This window comes from Pseudonocardia sp. McavD-2-B (assembly GCF_024124365.1).
GTDB lineage: Bacteria > Actinomycetota > Actinomycetes > Mycobacteriales > Pseudonocardiaceae > Pseudonocardia > Pseudonocardia alni.
Genome location: NZ_JAMXSG010000109.1, coordinates 1 through 17,457, shown reverse-complemented (window position 1 = coordinate 17,457; position 17,457 = coordinate 1). Strand labels below are relative to the sequence as shown.

The following is a 17,457-nucleotide window of genomic DNA, read 5'->3' as shown; positions in this document are numbered from 1 at the left end:
CGGTGGACCCGGTGCCCCCGCGGACGGCACCCGGCGCCTCGGGCCCGGAGAGGCCCCGACCCACCACCTCGGCGCCCCGCCGACCGCCGCCCACGGCGCGCCGCGCCCGTCGCGCCCGGACGCGACCCGGATGATGCCCGCCCCCATCACCGAGCCCGAGCTGCTCGGCGGCCGGTACCGGCTGGAGGGGCTGCTCGGCCAGGGCGGGATGTCCGACGTGCACCGGGCCACCGACACCCGGCTCAACCGGCCGGTCGCGGTGAAGATCTTCGGTGCCGCCGACGACCCGAGTGCCGACCAGCGCTTCGAGCAGGAGGCGCAGGTCATGGCGAACCTGCGCCACCCCGGGCTGGTCGCGGTGCACGACTTCGCCGTCGAGGCCGACCGCGCCTACCTGGTCATGGAGCTCGTCGACGGGCCCACGCTCAAGGACGTCATCGCCCGCGAGGACCTGCCGCCCGAGGACATCCGCCGGATCGGCACCGAGGTCGCCCAGACCCTGGCCTACGTCCACTCGCAGGGCGTCACGCACCGCGACATCAAGCCGTCGAACATCCTCGTCGACTCCGACGGCCGGGCCCGGCTCGCCGACTTCGGCATCGCCGCCCTGCTCGGCGCCGACGGCCACACCGCGGCCGGCGAGATCATCGGGACGCCGGCGTACCTGTCGCCCGAGCAGGTCCAGGGCCGACCGGTCGGGCCGCCGACCGACGTGTACGCGCTCGGCCTCGTGCTGCTGGAGGCCTGGACCGGGCGGCAGGAGTACCAGGGCCAGGGGCTGCAGGGCGCCGCCGAGCGCGTGAACCGCGCCCCGGTGGTGCCCGCGGACGTACCCGAACCGGTGCGGACGGCGATCGACCGGTCCACCGCGACCGACCCGCAGCGACGCCCGGACGCCCGCCGCGTCGCCGAGATCCTCTCCGAGCCGGCCGCCGTCGCTCCGCCGGTCGTCGCGCCGGAGCCGGAGCCCGAACCGCGTGACCTCGGCTCGTCGGGGATCGGCAAGTGGATCGCGATCGGCGCGCTCGTCGTCGCGCTGCTGGTGCTGCTCCTCGGGTTCCTGCTGTTCGGCAACGGCGACTCCGACACCCAGGCCCCGCCGACCACCGAGACCAGCGCACCGCCCACCACCGAGACGACGACCGAGGCCCCGACAAGCGAGAACGACGGCGGCATCCAGCTGCCGAGCAACATCCCGGGTCTGCCGTCGGGTCTGCCCTCTCTCCCGTCGAACCTGCCGTCGCTGCCGAGCGAGCTGCCGTCGCTGCCGTCGAACCTGCCCGATCCCGGCCAGATCGGTCAGAACGCGCAGGGTTTCTGGGAGTCGATCCAGCGCTGGTGGTCCGGGATCACCGGGAACTGACGTGACCCGTCCGACCCGGTGCGGCGCGCGCCGGGCCGGGCGGGGACCATCGGAGGTGACACGGGCGCGGTACGTGCCCGGTGACCACCTGCGGAGGGGTTCTCGGTGAGCGCGAGCACGGAGCAGGCGACGACCGATGCGGCCGGTGGTGCGCAGCCCGCACCGGCGGTGCCGGCGCGGCGCGACCGCCGTGCCCTCCTGACCGCGCTCACGGTCGCCCTGGTGCTGCTGTGCGCCGGCGTCGCGGTCGCCGTCACGATCGGCGACGACGGCTTCTGGCGGCAGAGCGGGCTGCCGGTGCCCGAGCCGGGCCTGAAGGCCGCGACGGTCGTCGCGAAGGTCCTGGCCGTCGCCGCGACCGCGCTCGCCGCCGGGTCGCTGCTGGTCGGCGGCCTGGTCGCGGCGCCACAGGGGTCCGGGACGGTCGACGTCCACGGCTACCGCGCGCTGCGCCGGGGCACCCTGGCCGCCACCGTCGCCGGGGTGTCGGCGATCGCCGCGGGCTGGCTGTCGGTGGCCGACATGACCGGCAACTCCCCCGGCGTCCTGGCGTCGGTGGGCCCGTTCGGGTGGCTCGGCGCCGCCGCGACGATCGAGGAGCCGCTGGGCTGGGCGCTCGCCGGCGCGCTGCTGCTGCTCGTCGCGCTCGGGTCGGCGTTCTCGCTGAGCTGGAAGGCCGTCGCCGCGCTCGGGCTGGTCGCCGCGTGCGCGATGGCGGTGCCCGCAGCGGTCCACCCGGCCGCGACCGGAGCCGGGCACGACTGGAGCGGCGATGCGAACGTGCTGCGCGCCGTCGCCGGGACCGCCTGGCTCGGGCTGGTCGCCGCTCTGGTCGCGTTCCGCGTGCACGGCGGCGTCGTCGAGGGACGTACCGCGGGCCGGGTCCGCGGGCTGCTCGCCGTCGGCGGGGTCGTGTACCTGGCGGGTGAGATCATCTTCCAGCTGGTGGTGACCGACGCCGGTCCGCTCGGCGGGTCGGCCTACGTGCGGGTCGCCGTGGTCGTCGCGGTGCTGCTCGCGGCCCTGGTCCCGCTGACCGCGCTGCTGGTCCGCGGACTCGTCACCGCCCCGGGCGGACCGGCGCCGGGCCGGCTGCTGCCGGTGGTCGCGGTGCTGGGGGCGGTGGTGGCGACACTGGGCGTCGCGAGCATCCGGCTGGTGCCGCCGCGGTTCGTCGTCGCCGACGACTCGGCGCTGCAGACCCTGATCGGCTGGGACATCGACCGGCCGTTCTCCGCGCTCGCGGTACTGACCGACTGGCGCTGGAACCTGCTGTTCGGCACCGGTGCGCTGGTGCTGGCCGGGCTGTACCTGGTGGCCGTGCGCCGGCTCGCGTCCCGCGGGGTGGTGTGGCCGGTCGGGCGCACCGTCGCCTGGCTGCTGGGCTGCGCGACGCTGCTGCTGGCGACGTCGTCGGGGCTGGGCTTCTACTCCCCGTCCATGTTCAGCGTCCACATGATCAGCCACATGACCCTGAACATGCTCGCGCCGATCCTGCTGAGCCTCGGCGGCGCGGTCACGCTCGCGCTGCGGGTGCTGCGCCCGGCGGGCCGCGGCAACCCACCCGGCCCGCGCGAGTGGCTGCTCGCCGCGGTGCACTCGCGCGTCGCGAAGGTCATGACCCACCCGGCGTTCGCGGCGGTGCTGTTCGTCGGCTCGTTCTACGTCCTGTACTTCACCCCGCTGTTCGACGGGGCGCTGCGGTTCCACTGGACCCACCAGCTGATGAACCTGCACTTCGTGCTGGTCGGCTACCTGTTCTTCTGGCCGCTGATCGGCGTCGACGCCGCCCCGCACCGGCTGCCGCACCTGGGGCGGCTCGCGGTCATGCTCGCGACGATGCCGTTCCACGCGTTCTTCGGCGTCGCGGTGATGAGCTCCTCGACGGTGCTCGGGGAGAACTTCTACCGCCAGGTCGGGCTGCCGTGGCTGGACCTGCTAGACGACCAGCGCACCGGCGGCGGCATCGCCTGGGCGACGGGCGAGATCCCGATGCTGCTGGTGATGGTCACGCTGGTGGTGCAGTGGTCGCGCGACGACTCCCGGGAGGCGGCCCGCAAGGACCGGCAGGCCGAGCGGGACGACGACGCCGAGCTGAAGGCCTACAACGCGATGCTGGAGCAGATGCGCCGGGGCGGCTGAGCGCCGGTCGCGCTCACGCCGTCGCGGCGGTCGCCCTCAGCCGGGTCAGGCCCTTCTCGAGGTCCCCGCCGAGCAGCCGGTCCATCGGCACGATCCGGCCGACCAGCGCGGCCACCCCGGACTGCTCACCCGTCATCCGCCAGACGACCTCGGTCCCGGCACCGGCCGGGGCCAGCAGGAACGCGGAGGTACTGGTGGAACGGAACGGCTTCTCGAAGCTCACGAGGATCTCGATCCGCTCCGGGGTGTCGGTGACGACCTCCATCGTGCCGCGGCCGGCCTTCCGGTTCCCCGACCAGGAGTAGCGGGCGCCGGTGCCGCGCTCGGCACCGTCGTAGCGGCGTTCCAGGGCCGGGTCGAGGTCCTCCCACGGCGACCAGGACCGCCAGGCGTGGAGGTCGGCGACCAGGTCGTGGATCCGGTCCGCGGGGGCGTCGACGACCGTCCGGCGCTCGACGACGTAGCTGCTCACAGCCGCAACGTAGTCCTGGACCGGACACAAGGGGAGCCCCGCCGGCGTCCCGGTGGGGCTCCCTCGTGCCCGGCACGGTCGCACGTGACCACCTCGGGCCGGGCACGGTGCGAGAGCGGTTCGGGGTCAGCCCATGGTGTCGCAGTCGACGTTCGCCGAGCTGTACTCGCTGTCGTCGAGGGAGGTCGAGGTCTTCGTGTCAACGACCTGCCCGGTCGCCACCTCGGTGATGATGCAGGTGATGGAACCCGGACCGAAGCTGCTGGCGTTGACGTGGGCGAACCCGTACTCGCCGCTCACCTCGACGGTCTTGCTCCATGGCAGCGTCTGGTAGTCCGACGACGAGCTGGTGGCGCTGTCCGTCCCGTAGCCGACCATCATCTTCTTCGCGTCACCGGTGATCTCGAGCCGATAGCTCGCGGGCCCCACCGTGTACGGGGTCGACACGTCGGTCGGTGTGGCCCCCGTCCCGGAGGCCGTGACCGGCGCCGGCGGCGCCGAGAGTGCACTCAGGTCCTCGGACAGCTGGTTCAGACCGGTGAACACGATCACCATGCCCCAGACCCCCAGGGCGATCGCGATCGCCGAGAGCGCGGTACCGGCGACCGAGGTCTTCAGATTGGTCGCGCTCCGGCGACATGCACGACCGAAACCGACGAGGCCGAGGATCACCCCGACTGCGCCGAGAGCGAACGCGATGAAGCCCGTGAACGGGACCAGGCCGAACAGCAGGCCGACGATGCCGAGGCAGAGCGCAGCGATGCCCAGACCGTTCCGGGGCGCGGGGACGGGCACCGCGCCCCAGAGGTTCGGCTGCGGGCCGGTGCCGGCCGGAGGGGTCCACTGCGGGGGGACGGCAGCCGGCGGAGCGCCGTACCACTGCTGCCGCGGCACGGGGCCGGACTGGTGCCACTGCGGGCCGGCGGGGTGGCCGGGCTGCACGGACGGGGACGTGGGTGCGCCCTGCTGCGGGCGGTGCGAGGTGGTCACGACCACCGTGTCGCTGGGCCGAACGGACTTATTTCGACTCGCCCGTTCGGATACTCAATTCTGGCGAAAGGGTCGGTACCGTGCGCTCCGGCTCGAAGATCGCCTGCGTCGACCACGATCCGGATCCGGACGCTCGGTCTGCTCCGCCGGACGATCCGATGGGCCGACGACCGTTCCGGAGCGAAACCTGGGGGCATGACCGACACCCTCGTACCGACGGCCCGCCTCGGACGCACCGCCTGGGGCGCGGTCGCCGTGATGGCGATGACGAGCTTCGTGCTCGTCCTCGCCGAGTTCCTCCCGCCCGGCCTGCTGACCCCGATGGCCGCCGCGCTCGGGATCACCGAGGGCCAGGCCGGGCAGGCCGTGTCGGCGACGGCGTTCGTCGGGCTCCTCGTCGCCCCGACGATCGGGGTGCTGCTGCCCCGGCTCGACCGCCGGGCCCTGCTGACCGCGCTCGCCGCGGCCGCCGCGGCCTCCAACCTGGCGGTCGCGGTGGCGCCGAACTTCGTCGTGTTGCTCCTGGCGCGGCTGCTCCTCGGGGCCGCGATCGGCGGGTTCTGGGCGATGTCGCTGGCCGTCGCGGCCCGGCTGAGCACGCCTGGGAGGCTCGGCCGCGCGGTGATGCTCGTGAACACCGGGACGACCGTCGCGACGGTCGCGGGTGTGCCGCTGGCCGTCCTGCTCGGGTCGGTGGCCGGGTGGCGGGCCGTGTTCGTCGGCGTCGCCGTGCTGTCCGCGGTCACCGCGGTCGCGATCCGGTCGGCGCTCCCGGCCGTGGCCCCGGACGCCTCGGACGGTCTCCGTCCGCTGCTCGACACCCTGCGGGCGCCCGGCATCGGGCGCGGGCTCACCGGCCACGTGCTCACCGTCCTGGGGCACTTCGCCGCGTTCACCTACATCCGCCCGGCACTCGGCACCGTTCCGGGTCTCGACGCCGGCGGGGTGGCCGTGCTGCTGGCGGTGTTCGGCGCGGGCGGCGTGGTGGGGAACGTCCTCGTCGGGCTGGTCGTCGACCGCCACCTGCGGGTCGTGCGCTTCGCGGTCCCGGCGACGCTCGCGGCCGGCGTCGCCGCGGTCGCCGCGTTCCCGGCGGCGCTGCCGGTGGTCGTCGTCGGCGTGGCCGTCTGGGGGCTGTCGTTCGGGGCGTGGCTGACGGTGGTCACGACCTGGATCGCCCGGGTCGCGCCGACCCGCATGGAGGCCGGGGGCGGCCTGCTCGTCGCCGGGTTCCAGCTCGCCATCACGATCGGGGCCGCCGCCGGCGGGCTCCTCGTGGACGGCCTCGGGGTGCGCGCGACCCTCGCCGGTGCGGCCGTCGCGGCCGCGGTCGGCGGCCTGATCTTCGGCTCCGCCCCGCAGGACCCGCCCTACGGCGCGGGCGAGGACCGGACCGACGAGCGCCACCGGGACGGCGACATCCCGGACTCCCGGCGGAACGCCCGGGCGAACCCGAGCTCGGAGCGGTAGCCCACCCGGTGGGCGACCTCGGCGACCGTGGCGCTGCCGTCGGCCAGCAGCGCCCCGCCGGCGTCGACCCGGGTGACGGCCAGGTAGTCCGCCGGGGTCCGGCCGACGACCTCGGCGAAGCGGGCCGCGAAGACCGCCCGCGACATGGTCGCCTCCCGGGCCATCTCGGCGACCGTCCAGGGGCGGGCCGGGTCGGTGTGGATGGCGTGCAGGGCGCGGGCGATCCGGGGGTCGAGCGCCGAGGCGAGCCACCGGTCGGTACCGGCCGGCTGCTGCTCGACCCACATCCGCACCGCGGTCACGGCGATCGTGGTGGCGATCCGGCTGCAGATCACGGTGTCGCCGCTGCGGACCCGCCCGCCGACGGTGCTCCACCCGCACTCCATCCCGCGGACGAGCGTCGCCATGCCGGGCTCGGCGGGCCCGAACGCGCGGGCGACGAGTGCGGGCGGGAGCATGCCCTCGTCGCGGGGGCGGGCCGGGGCACCGGCGAACACGACGGCGGTGAGGTCCGCCCCGTCCTCGCCGCGGAACGTCAGGTCCCCCGGCCGCGGGACCAGGACGAGGTCCCCCGCCGCGACGGCCGTCCAGCAGCCGGTCGTCGTGCGGACCGAGGCGCGGCCGTCGTGCAGGAAGACGAACCCGGCGGCGTCGCGGAGCAGCGTGGCCGTCGCGCCGTCGGTCACCCGGGACCGGCGGGACCGTTGCAGCTCCCACTCCATGCCGGCCAGCATCCGGTCGAGACGGGTGTCGATCGCATCGGGCAGGGGTGCGGTCACCCCCGGATCAGCCGCGGGACGGGTCGCCGTATTCCGGCGACCACGCCCGTCCACACCCTCCGGCGGTCGTCCACACCCGTTGCGACGGGTGTGGGGACCGGTCAGGGGGTGTGGACCGTGGGCTCCACGTAGTCGGTCGACTCCTCGCCGACCGGGGTGCGCGTCCCGCCGAGGGTGCCGTCGGCCCAGCTCGCCGCCTTCCGCAGCCGCAGGCTGTTGGTGACCACCAGGAACGACGACAGCGCCATCGCGGCCCCGGCGAGCAGGGGGTTCAGCAGGCCCGCCATCGCGATGGGGATCGCCGCGGTGTTGTAGCCGAACGCCCACCACAGGTTCCCGCGGATGGTGCCCATCGTGGCGCGGGCCAGCTCGACGGTCGCCGGGAGCACGCGCAGGTCGTCGCGCACGAGCACGACGTCGGCGGCCTCCAGGGCGACGTCGGTGCCCGAGCCGACGGCGATGCCCAGGTCGGCCGCGGCGAGCGCGGCGGCGTCGTTCACGCCGTCGCCGACCATGGCGACGGTGCGGCCCTGCGCCTGCAGCGCACGGACCTGGTCGACCTTGCCGTCGGGCAGCGCCCCGGCGACGACCTCGGTGATCCCGCAGGCCCGGGCGACGGCGTGCGCCGCGGCGGGCCGGTCACCGGTCAGCAGCACCGGGCGGAGCCCCATCGCGACGAGCTCGGCCACCGCGACCGGTGCGGACTCCTTCACCGGGTCGGCCAGCGCGACCAGCCCGGCGAGGGCGTCGTCGACGTGCACGGCGACGACGGTGTGCCCGGCCGCCTCCCACTCCGCGAGCCGCGGCGCGAGCGCGCCCGTGTCCTCCGGGGGTCGCCCGACGGAGACGGTGCGGCCGTCGACGGTGCCGCGGGCGCCGAGCCCGGGCAGCGCGACGAAGTCCTCCACCGCCGGGACGTCCGGCCCGGCGTGGGCCCGGATCGCGGCGGCGATGGCGTGTTCGGACCCGCTCTCGACCGCGGCGGCGCGGGCCAGCACCTGCGCCGCGTCCGTACCCGGGGGGGCGGCGACCTCGACCACGGCCATCCGCCCGGTCGTCAGCGTGCCGGTCTTGTCCAGGACGACGGTGTCGGCGGCCCGGGTGGTCTCCAGCGCCCGGTGCCCCTTCACGAAGATCCCCAGCTCGGCGCCGCGGCCGGTCGCGACCATCAGCGCGGTCGGCGTCGCCAGCCCCAGCGCGCAGGGGCAGGCGATGATCACCACGGCGATCGCGGGCGCCAGCGCGCCGGCCCAGCCGGCGCCGGCCAGCAGCCAGCCCCCGAGGGTGAGCAGCGCCAGTGCCAGCACCACCGGCACGAACACCGACGACACCCGGTCGACCAGCCGCTGCGTCGCGGACTTCTCGGTCTGCGCCCGCTCGACGGCCGCGATCATCCGCGCGAGCCGGGTGTCCGCGCCGACCTGCTCGGCGACGACGACCAGCCGCCCGCCCGAGGCGATCGTGCCGCCGGTGACGGCGTCGCCCGGCCCGACCTCGACCGGGACCGGCTCGCCGGTCATCGCACTCGTGTCGACGGCGGCCCGCCCGGTCTCGACGACGCCGTCGGCGGCGACCCGCTCGCCCGGCCGCGCCAGGAAGCGGTCGCCGACCCGCAGCCGTCGCACGGGGATGCGGGACTCCGTCCCCCCGGACAGGACGGTGACCTCGTCGGTCTCCAGCGCGGCGAGCGAGCGCATGACACGCCCGGCGGTACGGCGGGCGCGGGCCTCGAAGTACCGCCCGGCCAGCACGAACGTCGTGACCCCGGCGGCGACCTCGAGGTAGAGCGGGCCGGAGGGGTGCAGCACCGCGTCCCACCCGGTGAGGGTCTGGCGGGTGTCGAGGAAGGCCATCTCCCCCAGCGACCAGGCCGACGCCGAGATCACGCCGAGCGAGACCAGGGTGTCCATCGACGTCGTCCCGTGGCGCAGGTTCAGCACGGCGGTGCGGTGGAACGGCCACGCCGCCCAGCCGACGACGGGCAGCGCCAGCGCGACGACCACCCACTGCCAGTACGGGAAGCGCAGCGACGGGACCAGCGACATCGCCAGCGACAGGTCGGCCAGCGGGATGAACAGGATGAGCGCGACGGCCATCCGGGTCCGCAGCCGGCGCAGCGCGGAGTCGTCGGAGGTGGCCTCGTCGCCGGTGTCGGTCGGGCGGATCTCGGTGGCGCCGTAACCGGCCTTGCGGACCGTCTCGACCAGGGTCGCGACCGGGGTCGCCGACGGGTACCGGACCAGCGCACGCTCGGTGGCGAGGTTGACGGTCGCGTCGACGCCGTCGAGCTTGCCGAGCTTGCGCTCGACCCGTCCGACGCAGGCCGCGCAGGTCATGCCGTCGATCTTGAGCTCGACCGTACGGACGTCCGTCTCCCCCAGGGTCCGGTCCACGGCGCTGTCGGTACTCACGACCCCATGGTTCTACACGCGATCGAAGATCCGCCACCCGGGCCCCTGACCTGCGGCGGACCGGCGCCCCGCCGAACCGTTGCGGGGCGACAGGGCGTACAACTGGTCGTCGGGAGTGGGGGTACGCGGACGTCCGAGGAGGAACCCTGATGGCCACCGGGAAGCGGAAGGCGGCGGCGAAGAACCCGCTCACCGCGAGGAAGGGACCGTCGCAGTTCACGGTGATCGCTCTGATCGTCGTGGTGGCCTTCGCCGCGGTCGTCGGTGTCGGCGTCTACTGGAAGAACTCCGGCGGCGGGATCGCGGTCCCGGCGAACGCGTCCGCGCAGGGCGTGACCGTCGGCAACGAGGCGGCCCCGAAGACCATCGACATCTACCTCGACTTCCAGTGCCCGATCTGCAGGCAGTTCGAGGCACAGGCCGGGCAGACGCTCGACCGGATCGTGTCCTCCGGCCAGGCGAAGATCGTCTATCACCCGATCGCCATCCTGGACCGGGCGTCGTCGACCCGGTACTCGACCCGTGCGGGCGCCGCGGCCGGATGCGCCGCCGCGGCCGGGGTGTTCCCGCAGTTCGAGAAGGAGCTCTACGACAACCAGCCCGCCGAGGGCGGCGCCGGGCTCCCGAACGAGCAGCTGGTCGCGCTCGGGCAGAAGGCCGGCGCGGGCGGCGACTTCGCCCAGTGCGTCGACGACCAGCGCTACGCCCCGTGGGTCGGCCAGATCACCCAGCAGTCGCTGCGCGACGGGGTCTCCGGCACCCCGACCGTGAAGGTCGACGGCACCCAGGTCGACGCGACCGCGCAGGCCGTCGCGCAGGCGGTCGCCGCGGGCTGAGGCCCGGGGCCGCCGGGGCGCGACGACGGGACGCGGGTCAGGGAGCGGTGCCGCCCGCCGCACGCCACCGGCGGACGGCGTCGGTCACCGCGGGACCGAGCGACCGCGACAGGTTCCGGTCGCGATACGGCGAGCGGCTGTCGCGCAGCACCGGCGCACCCGCGTTGACGTCCTCGGCGAGGCGGCCGAGGTAGGCGTGCCCGCCCGCCTCGTGTGCACGGCGCTCGCCGTCGTCGAGCTCGACGAGCATCGCGTAGCCGATGAAGCTGTGCTCGCAGTTCACATCGAGGTAGAGCCGGTCGCCGTCGCGGAGCAGGAACCACCAGTGCGGCTCGTGGTCGACGACCTCCATCACGCCCCGCAGCGTAGGGGACCCGGTCGGCCCGGGACGCCTGTCCGCAGGTCAGCCGGGCCGACGCAGCGGGCAGTCCAGCCGGGGGCAGCTGCGGAGGAGCCGCTGCCGTTCCTCCCAGCGGTCCCGGCGTTCGGCGGCGACCCGCTTCCACTGACGTCGCTGGCTCTCGGTGTCCATCGACATACCGATGAGCACGGAGAACCAGACGAGGGCGAGGACTCCGCAGACGAGGATCAGCGAGGTGGTCATGGTGTGCCACCTCCGCTCCGGTGCGGCGGGGTGGGGATCTCGGGACCGTGTGTGGTGCCGTCATGGTCGTGCATGGCGCACCCCCTTCAGCGGTGGTGACCGCTGTCCAGGATCTGGGAGTCGAGTATGCGGTGCGAACGCCCGGCTGCACCAGACTGAAAGCAACATCCGGTCTGCAATTGCATCCGCGATAGCATCGCCAGGGACCATCCGCAGGAATCACCGGAGGACGTGTGGTCATGACCGCGGCACACGGCCCACTCGTCATCCGCAAACGTCTGGGCTGGGCCCTGAAGCAGCTCCGGGTGGCGCGCCATCGGCAGCTCTCGGAGATCGCGAAACTCCTCGAGGTGTCGGCCTCGAAGTTGTCCCGCATCGAGACGGGTCAGGTGGAACCGAAGTTCCGTGACGTCCGCGATCTGCTGGAAATCTACGAGGCCTCGGACACCGAACGCGACCGCATTCTCGGATGGGCGAACGATGCGAAGGCTCCGGGCTGGTGGGAACCGTTGGGTCCTGCTCCGTCCGGGGTGGACCTCAACATGCTCATCTCGTTGGAGGCGGAGTCGCGCGCCAAGAGCACCTTCAGCATCCCGATCTCCGGACTGCTGCAGACCGAGGACTACGCCCGACTACTCCTGACTGAGGTGTTCGCCGGGCAGGATCGCGTCGAGATCGAACGCATGGTGGAGATCCGGATGGGCCGCCAGAACGTGATCGAACCGGACCGGACAGAGGCCCCACCCCTCGAGCTGCACGTCCTGCTCGACGAGGTCGCCCTGCACCGGTGCGCCGACGAGGAGGTGCTGCGGGCACAGATCGGCGAACTGATCCGCCGGGGCGACCAGCCCAACATCACGCTGCAGATCCTGCCGTTCCGCGCCGGCTGGACCAGCGCGACCAGCACGTTCTCCGTCTTCACACCTCGCCACCCCGAGACGGACTGGCCGATGGTCAACGTCGAGGGCACGGAGAACGACGTCTTCATCGACACTCCACAGGCCGTCGCCGACTACCAGCAGATCTGGCAGCGGCTCCTCGACCGGGCCATGTCTCCGGACGACAGCCGGAGGATGCTGGACCAGAGATTCGCGGGACGGTCCTAACCGCGCAGGCGGTCGAGGTCGAACTCGCCGTTCTTGACCCCACGGACGAAGGCCGACCACTCGTCGTCGGTGAATCCGACGACGACCGCCTCCGCGGTCGTCGACCGGACGCGCACGCCGGTCGCGTCGGCCGCGACGGCCACGCATTCACCCTTCGCACAGAAGGAACTGGTGACGAACTGCCCGTCGGACACTCTCGACCTCGGCTTCGCATCTCGCCGGTCGGGGCCGGCAGCACTGTCGGCGAGGGGGAGCAACACCGACGTCTCGCACAACGAGTGGGGGCCGGGCGAGTTGTTCACTCGTTCGTTCCGGGCGCTCGGTCCGTTAGCGGCATTCCGCAGCCGTCGCCCGCCCGTGACGCAGGACCGACAGCGGCCGTCGGACGACAAGGGGTTCAACCCTGGGTGGCGATCTCACTCGGCGTCGCCGCGACCCGGTTCTCCGCCCGCCGGATCAGCACGATCCCCCCGAGGATCAGCACCCCACCACCCACCTGGACCAGGGTCGGCACCTGAGCGATCAGCACCCAGGCCGCCAACACACCGAACATCACCTCGGACAGCCCCACGAACGACGCGACGCGCGTGTCGAGCCGGCGGATGGCGATGATCCCCGTGAGGTACGGCAGCGCCGTCGCGAGCACGACGAGCATCCCCAGCAGCACCGGCCAGGGCACGTCGACGCCCGCCAGCCGGCCGCTGGACTCCCCCACCCGCCACGGCGTGATGCCCAGCAGACCGGTCACGGTGAGCGTCACCGCGCCCACGACCATCGCCCCGGAGATCATCAGCAGCGGCGGGACGCCGCCCTCGTCGTCGCCGCCGGGCAGCAGGAAGTAGACGCAGACGCACACCGCCGCACCGAGGCCCCACAGGATTCCCGTCAGGTCGACGCGTTGTGGCCCGAACGGGTCGACGACCAGCACGAGCCCGGCGAGTGAGACCAGGCAGCCGACGAGCGTCACCACGGGCGGGGTGCGCCGGGTCCGCGCCCAGGTCCAGCCGACGAGCAGCACCGGGGCGAGGAACTCCAGCAGCAGCGCGACGCCCACCGACAGGTGCTGCAGCGCCTGGAAGAAGCACAGCTGGACACCGGCGACGGCGGCCAGGCCGTAGAGCAGGACCTTGCGGGCGTTCGGCGCGCTGAGCGGGTACCGGCGCAGCATCACGACCGTGACCGGGAGCAGCAGGACGGCGGCGCCCGCGATGCGCAGCAGCGTCGTGAGTCCGGGCGACCAGCCCGCCTCCAGGAACGCCGCGCCGAGCGGTCCGGAGAAGCCGTACGCGGCGGCCGAGACCAGCGCCCACATCAGCCCGCGGACCATGTGATCCCGTGTCACGACCGAAGTACCCATAGACTCCTGACACTAGGAACCGACCATGTCAGGGGTCAACATGGAATTCGCCCATGACACCCAGGTGCTGCTCGCGGCGGCCGCGGCGCTGGTGAACACCCGTCGGGCCGAGCCGGACCCGCTCGACGACGTGCCGGGCTTCGCGGCGTGGCTGGCCGAGCAGCCGTACTCGGGGCGCCGCGCCGGCTCCGACGACGAGCGCCGGGCCGTCCGTACGCTCCGCGAGCGGCTGGCCGGACTGTGGCCCGCCCACGGCGACGACGACGGCCCCGATCGCGACGGCACCGTCACGCTGGTCAACGCGATCCTCGCCGAGACCGACGCGCGCCCCCACCTCGCGCGGCACGACGGCTGGGACTGGCACCTGCACGTCACGCCCCAGGACGCGCCGCTCGCGGACCGGATGGGCGCGGAGATCGCGATGTCGGTCGTCGACCTGGTGCGCGGCGACGACCTGTCCCGGCTGCGTCGCTGCGCCGCCGAGGACTGCGACGCCGTGCTGGTCGACCTGTCCCGCAACCGGTCCAAGCGGTTCTGCGACACCGGCAACTGCGCGAACCGCGCGCACGTCGCCGCCTACCGCGCCCGGCGCGCCACCCGGACGCCCTGACACCCCGGCCTCGCCGTGTCGATCAGTACCTGAGCGCGGTGCGCCCCGGTCGGGACCGCGCTCAGGTACTGATCGACGTCAGCTGCCGGGCAGGTGCTCGGTGAGCAGGGCGTTCACCTCGTCGGGGCGCTCGTAGTTCAGCAGGTGTGCCGAGTCGGCGACCTCGGCGTAGCGGGCGCCGGGGATCGCGTCGGCGATCTCGTGCAGCGACGACGGCGGCGTCGCCGGATCGTCCGCCCCCGCCACGACGAGCGCCGGCACCGACACCGCATTCAGCTCGGCGCGGATGTCGAAGGCGCCGATGGCGGCGCAGCAGGCGGCGTAGCTCTCGTCGTCCGCGGTGCGCAGCATGTCCAGCAGCCGCTGCTCACCGGCCGGGTCGCGCTGCGCCCAGGTCTCGACGTACCAGGTCCCGGGCCGGGAACCGACCATCGCGGCCGTGCCGTCGGCCCGCACGGTCGCCGCGCGCTGCGGCCACGAGTCCGGGTTCGGGAAGCGCGCCGCCGTCGCCAGGACCGCGATGCTGCGCACCCGCTCCCCGCCGTGCACGCCGAGCCACTGGCCGATCGCCCCGCCGATCGAGACGCCGACGTAGTGGAAGTCCCCGATCCCGGCGGCGTCGGCGGCGGCGAGCGCGCCGCGGCCGAGCTCGGAGATCGTGAGGTCACCGGTGACGGGGGCCGAGTCGCCGTGGCCGGGCAGGTCGAACCGGACGCAGCGGAAGCGGTCGGACAGGGCCGCCACCTGGGCGTCGAACAGGTGCAGGTCGGTCCCCAGCGACGGGCCAAACAGCACGGCCGGTCCGTCGGCCGGACCGTCCACGACATGGTGCAGATCGAGTGCCATGTGCCCATCCTGCACCGGCTGCGGATCGCGGCCCGGGTTCGTAGGGTCACCGGCGAGGACGTGCGCCGTCGGAGCCGCTGGAGAGAGGACCGTCCATGGCCGAGCTCGAGACCTTCAGGATGCTCATCGGCGGGAAGCCGTCCGACGCGGCGTCCGGCCGCACCTTCGAGACGCAGAACCCGTTCACCGGAGCGCCGTGGGCGACCGTGCCGGACTGCGGCCCCGACGACGTCGACACCGCCGTCGCCGCCGCCCGCACCGCGCTCGACGGCGAGTGGGGCGCGATGACCCCGTTCGCCCGCGCCGCCTGCCTGCGCCGGCTGGGCGACCTGATCACCGAGAACGCCGAGGCGCTGGCCCGGACCGAGGTCAACGACTCCGGGAAGCTGTACCGGGAGATGATCGGCCAGCTCAACGGGCTGGGGGGCTGGTACCACTACTACGCCGGGATCGCCCCGACGATCGAGGGCCGCCAGATCCCCGCGCCGAACCCGAACTACCTGGTCTACACGCGCAAGGAGCCGGTCGGCGTCGTCGCGGCGATCACGCCGTGGAACTCCCCGCTGCTGCTGATGACCTGGAAGGTCGCGCCCGCGCTGGCCGCGGGCTGCACGATCGTCGTGAAGCCGTCGGAGCACTCGCCCGCCTCGACGCTCAGGTGGGCCCAGCTGATCGAGAAGGCCGGGATCCCGGCCGGTGTGGTCAACGTCGTCACCACGAACGACCGGGACACCGCCGCGCACCTGGCCGGTCACCCGGGCGTCGACAAGGTCGCGTTCACCGGCTCCACCGCGACCGGTCGGTCGATCGCGAAGGCGGCCGCTGCGAACCTGAACAAGGTCACCCTGGAGCTGGGCGGCAAGTCCCCGCAGGTCGTGTTCCCCGACGCCGACCTGGAGTCGGCCGCGAACGGGATCATCGCCGGCGTGTTCGCCGCGACCGGCCAGACCTGCATGGCGGGGTCGCGGCTGATCGTGCACGCCGACGTCCACGACGAGCTCGTCCGGCTCATCGCCGAGCGCGCGGCGACGATCACGCTCGGCGACCCGAACGCCGAGGACACCGAGATGGGTCCGGTTGCGAACGGGCCGCAGTACGAGAAGGTCCTCGGCTACCTGGAGACGGCGAAGGCGGAGGGCAACACCGTCGCCTACGGCGGGGCCGCGGAGTCCGGGCTGGGCGGCTACTTCGTGCAGCCGACCGTGATCACCGGGGTGACGCCCGAGTCCACGGTCTACCGGGAGGAGGTGTTCGGCCCGGTGCTCGCGGCGCTCACCTTCACCGACGAGGACGAGGCCGTGAAGCTGGCCAACGACACCCCGTACGGCCTGGCCGGCGCGGTGTGGACGAAGGACGTGCACCGGGCACACCGCGTCGCCGGACGGATCCGGGCCGGCACGGTGTGGATCAACGCCTACCGGGTGGTGGCGCCGAGCGTCCCGTTCGGCGGGTTCGGGCACTCCGGGCTCGGCCGGGAGAACGGCGTCGCGGCCGTCGAGGAGTACCTGGAGAACAAGTCGGTGTGGGTGGAGCTGTCCGGCGGCACCCGCGACCCGTTCACCCTCGGCTGACCCGGGACCCCCGGGCCGGGGACTCCTCCCAGCCCAGCCGTTCGGTCCAGCGCTCGCCGCGGTCGGCACGACGCGGGGCGGGCACGCGGGCGGCGGGGGTGTCGGTACGGGTCTCGGACGTGCTCATGGGGGGCCTTCCGTCAGCGGTGTGCACCGCCGTGCCCGGGGTCGAGGTCCCGGGCACGGCGGTCCTCCGGCACCGCGGCCAGGACGCGCGGGGCCGGCGACGGGGAGCGTCGCCGGATCCGGCGACGTGTCGCGCGGCGCGGAAGTCGGGGAGCGGCCACGGAACCGGTGCGGACCGCACGCTACGGACCGACGGGGGCCGCTGTTCGCGAGCTGAGACCCCGACCGGTGGACGGACCCGCGAGCGCGACGGATGGGAATGCGTTCGGCCGTCGGGACCAGCCGAGTCCGTCGTTCGCCCGCGGGGCTCTCAGCGGGCGGCCGCTCTCCTGGGCGAACGCGAACGCGAACGCGCAGACAGAGCTCCGACCCGCGACGATCACGACGGTGTGGGTCCGCCGGGCCGGGGCCGGTCCCGCGGGCTGCCGGTCAGGCCAGGACCACCTGCCCTCCCTCGACCCGCACCGGTCGCGCGGTGAGCGGGGCCCGGGCGGGGCCGTCGAGCGGGGCCCCGTCGGAGACGGCGAACAGGCTGCCGTGGCAGGGACAGGAGATGCCGGCCGGGGAGACCTGGTCGACGAGACAGCCCTGGTGCGGGCAGGTCGCGTCGAACGCCAGGACGGTGTCCGCGTCCGGGCGGGTCACGACGACCTTCTGCTCGGCGAAGACCCGGCCGCCGCCGACCGGGACGTCGTCGACGGCGGCGATGCCGGCCGGTGCCGCGGCGGCGCTGCTGCTCGGGGCGGCCGCCGCGGGGGCGGGGGTGGTCGGTGC

The 17,457-nt window shown here is 73.9% G+C and carries 18 protein-coding genes; 7 read left to right on the top strand and 11 right to left on the bottom strand.

What is annotated here, in order from left to right; translation table 11 throughout:
* Nucleotides 1-1,363, top strand: a 1,363-nt coding sequence (locus tag NH602_RS15845) for a serine/threonine-protein kinase (RefSeq protein ID WP_253068209.1), incomplete at its 5' end; no start/stop codon positions are given.
* A 105-nt stretch (nt 1,364-1,468) separates the two neighbouring features.
* On the top strand, nt 1,469-3,505 hold the full coding sequence (locus NH602_RS15840) for a cytochrome c oxidase assembly protein (protein WP_253068208.1): 2,037 nt from the start codon (nt 1,469-1,471) through the stop codon (nt 3,503-3,505).
* A 13-nt stretch (nt 3,506-3,518) separates the two neighbouring features.
* Here NH602_RS15840 and NH602_RS15835 read toward each other — a convergent pair whose 3' ends face one another.
* Together NH602_RS15835 and NH602_RS15830 are read right to left on the bottom strand one after the other, a co-directional pair.
* Nucleotides 3,519-3,977: an SRPBCC family protein gene (locus NH602_RS15835; protein ID WP_251783134.1), complete on the bottom strand. Its 459-nt coding sequence runs from the start codon at nt 3,975-3,977 to the stop codon at nt 3,519-3,521.
* Nucleotides 3,978-4,103: 126 nt separating this feature from the next.
* Nucleotides 4,104-4,967: a DUF4190 domain-containing protein gene (locus NH602_RS15830; RefSeq protein WP_253068207.1), complete on the bottom strand. Its 864-nt coding sequence runs from the start codon at nt 4,965-4,967 to the stop codon at nt 4,104-4,106.
* Nucleotides 4,968-5,162: 195 nt separating this feature from the next.
* Between NH602_RS15830 and NH602_RS15825 the strand changes: the two genes are divergently transcribed.
* On the top strand, nt 5,163-6,437 hold the full coding sequence (locus tag NH602_RS15825) for an MFS transporter (protein WP_253068206.1): 1,275 nt from the start codon (nt 5,163-5,165) through the stop codon (nt 6,435-6,437).
* Here NH602_RS15825 and NH602_RS31925 read toward each other — a convergent pair.
* Entirely contained in the window at nt 6,338-7,216 is an 879-nt protein-coding gene (locus NH602_RS31925; protein ID WP_253068205.1) for a helix-turn-helix transcriptional regulator, read from the bottom strand. The two genes, NH602_RS15825 and NH602_RS31925, sit on opposite strands and share 100 nt — an antisense overlap.
* A 101-nt stretch (nt 7,217-7,317) precedes the next feature.
* On the bottom strand, nt 7,318-9,552 hold the full coding sequence (locus tag NH602_RS15815; protein ID WP_374210183.1) for a heavy metal translocating P-type ATPase: 2,235 nt from the start codon (nt 9,550-9,552) through the stop codon (nt 7,318-7,320).
* A 224-nt stretch (nt 9,553-9,776) separates the two neighbouring features.
* Here NH602_RS15815 and NH602_RS15810 point away from each other — a divergent pair, with 224 nt between their 5' ends.
* Nucleotides 9,777-10,463, top strand: a complete 687-nt coding sequence (locus tag NH602_RS15810; RefSeq protein WP_253068203.1) for a thioredoxin domain-containing protein — start codon at nt 9,777-9,779, stop codon at nt 10,461-10,463.
* Nucleotides 10,464-10,500: 37 nt separating this feature from the next.
* Here NH602_RS15810 and NH602_RS15805 read toward each other — a convergent pair whose 3' ends face one another.
* Together NH602_RS15805 and NH602_RS15800 are read right to left on the bottom strand one after the other, a co-directional pair.
* Complete coding sequence (locus tag NH602_RS15805) at nt 10,501-10,818, bottom strand: hypothetical protein (protein WP_253068202.1); 318 nt, start codon at nt 10,816-10,818, stop codon at nt 10,501-10,503.
* A gap of 48 nt (nt 10,819-10,866) precedes the next feature.
* Nucleotides 10,867-11,067 (bottom strand): hypothetical protein, encoded by a 201-nt coding sequence (locus NH602_RS15800; RefSeq protein WP_253068201.1) that lies wholly within the window; start codon nt 11,065-11,067, stop codon nt 10,867-10,869.
* A 239-nt stretch (nt 11,068-11,306) separates the two neighbouring features.
* On the opposite strand from NH602_RS15800, the gene NH602_RS15795 reads away from it, so the two are divergent.
* Complete coding sequence (locus tag NH602_RS15795) at nt 11,307-12,173, top strand: helix-turn-helix transcriptional regulator (RefSeq protein ID WP_253068200.1); 867 nt, start codon at nt 11,307-11,309, stop codon at nt 12,171-12,173.
* Here NH602_RS15795 and NH602_RS31365 read toward each other — a convergent pair.
* Nucleotides 12,170-12,367 (bottom strand): DUF397 domain-containing protein, encoded by a 198-nt coding sequence (locus NH602_RS31365; RefSeq protein ID WP_179762957.1) that lies wholly within the window; start codon nt 12,365-12,367, stop codon nt 12,170-12,172. The two genes, NH602_RS15795 and NH602_RS31365, sit on opposite strands and share 4 nt — an antisense overlap.
* Before the next feature lie 203 nt (nt 12,368-12,570).
* A complete protein-coding gene (locus tag NH602_RS15785; protein ID WP_253068198.1) occupies nt 12,571-13,515 on the bottom strand; it encodes a DMT family transporter in 945 nt (314 codons plus the stop codon).
* Between the two features lie 55 nt (nt 13,516-13,570).
* Between NH602_RS15785 and NH602_RS15780 the strand changes: the two genes are divergently transcribed.
* Entirely contained in the window at nt 13,571-14,140 is a 570-nt protein-coding gene (locus NH602_RS15780) for a CGNR zinc finger domain-containing protein (RefSeq protein WP_178376746.1), read from the top strand.
* Nucleotides 14,141-14,218: 78 nt separating this feature from the next.
* Here NH602_RS15780 and pcaD read toward each other — a convergent pair whose 3' ends face one another.
* The gene (gene pcaD, locus NH602_RS15775; RefSeq protein WP_253068197.1) at nt 14,219-14,986 is read right to left on the bottom strand and encodes a 3-oxoadipate enol-lactonase; all 768 of its coding nucleotides are present in this window, start codon (nt 14,984-14,986) and stop codon (nt 14,219-14,221) included.
* A gap of 95 nt (nt 14,987-15,081) precedes the next feature.
* Here pcaD and NH602_RS15770 point away from each other — a divergent pair, with 95 nt between their 5' ends.
* Nucleotides 15,082-16,557, top strand: coding sequence for an aldehyde dehydrogenase (locus tag NH602_RS15770; protein WP_253068196.1), 1,476 nt, complete (start codon nt 15,082-15,084; stop codon nt 16,555-16,557).
* Here the strand turns inward: NH602_RS15770 and NH602_RS15765 are convergent.
* A complete protein-coding gene (locus NH602_RS15765) occupies nt 16,544-16,684 on the bottom strand; it encodes a hypothetical protein (protein WP_253068195.1) in 141 nt (46 codons plus the stop codon). The two genes, NH602_RS15770 and NH602_RS15765, sit on opposite strands and share 14 nt — an antisense overlap.
* A gap of 428 nt (nt 16,685-17,112) precedes the next feature.
* On the bottom strand, nt 17,113-17,457 hold a 345-nt coding region (locus NH602_RS15760), incomplete at its 5' end, for a Rieske (2Fe-2S) protein (protein WP_253068194.1).

Bases quoted from the DNA above. Each gene is read 5' to 3' on its own strand.
- NH602_RS15825 (WP_253068206.1), top strand. From the start codon at position 5,163: ATGACCGACACCCTCGTACCGACGGCCCGCCTCGGACGCACCGCCTGG.
- NH602_RS15815 (WP_374210183.1), bottom strand. From the start codon at position 9,552: ATGACCTGCGCGGCCTGCGTCGGACGGGTCGAGCGCAAGCTCGGCAAG.
- NH602_RS15810 (WP_253068203.1), top strand. From the start codon at position 9,777: ATGGCCACCGGGAAGCGGAAGGCGGCGGCGAAGAACCCGCTCACCGCG.
- NH602_RS15800 (WP_253068201.1), bottom strand. From the start codon at position 11,067: ATGACCACCTCGCTGATCCTCGTCTGCGGAGTCCTCGCCCTCGTCTGG.
- NH602_RS15795 (WP_253068200.1), top strand. From the start codon at position 11,307: ATGACCGCGGCACACGGCCCACTCGTCATCCGCAAACGTCTGGGCTGG.
- NH602_RS15780 (WP_178376746.1), top strand. From the start codon at position 13,571: ATGGAATTCGCCCATGACACCCAGGTGCTGCTCGCGGCGGCCGCGGCG.
- pcaD (WP_253068197.1), bottom strand. From the start codon at position 14,986: ATGGCACTCGATCTGCACCATGTCGTGGACGGTCCGGCCGACGGACCG.
- NH602_RS15770 (WP_253068196.1), top strand. From the start codon at position 15,082: ATGGCCGAGCTCGAGACCTTCAGGATGCTCATCGGCGGGAAGCCGTCC.
- NH602_RS15765 (WP_253068195.1), bottom strand. From the start codon at position 16,684: ATGAGCACGTCCGAGACCCGTACCGACACCCCCGCCGCCCGCGTGCCC.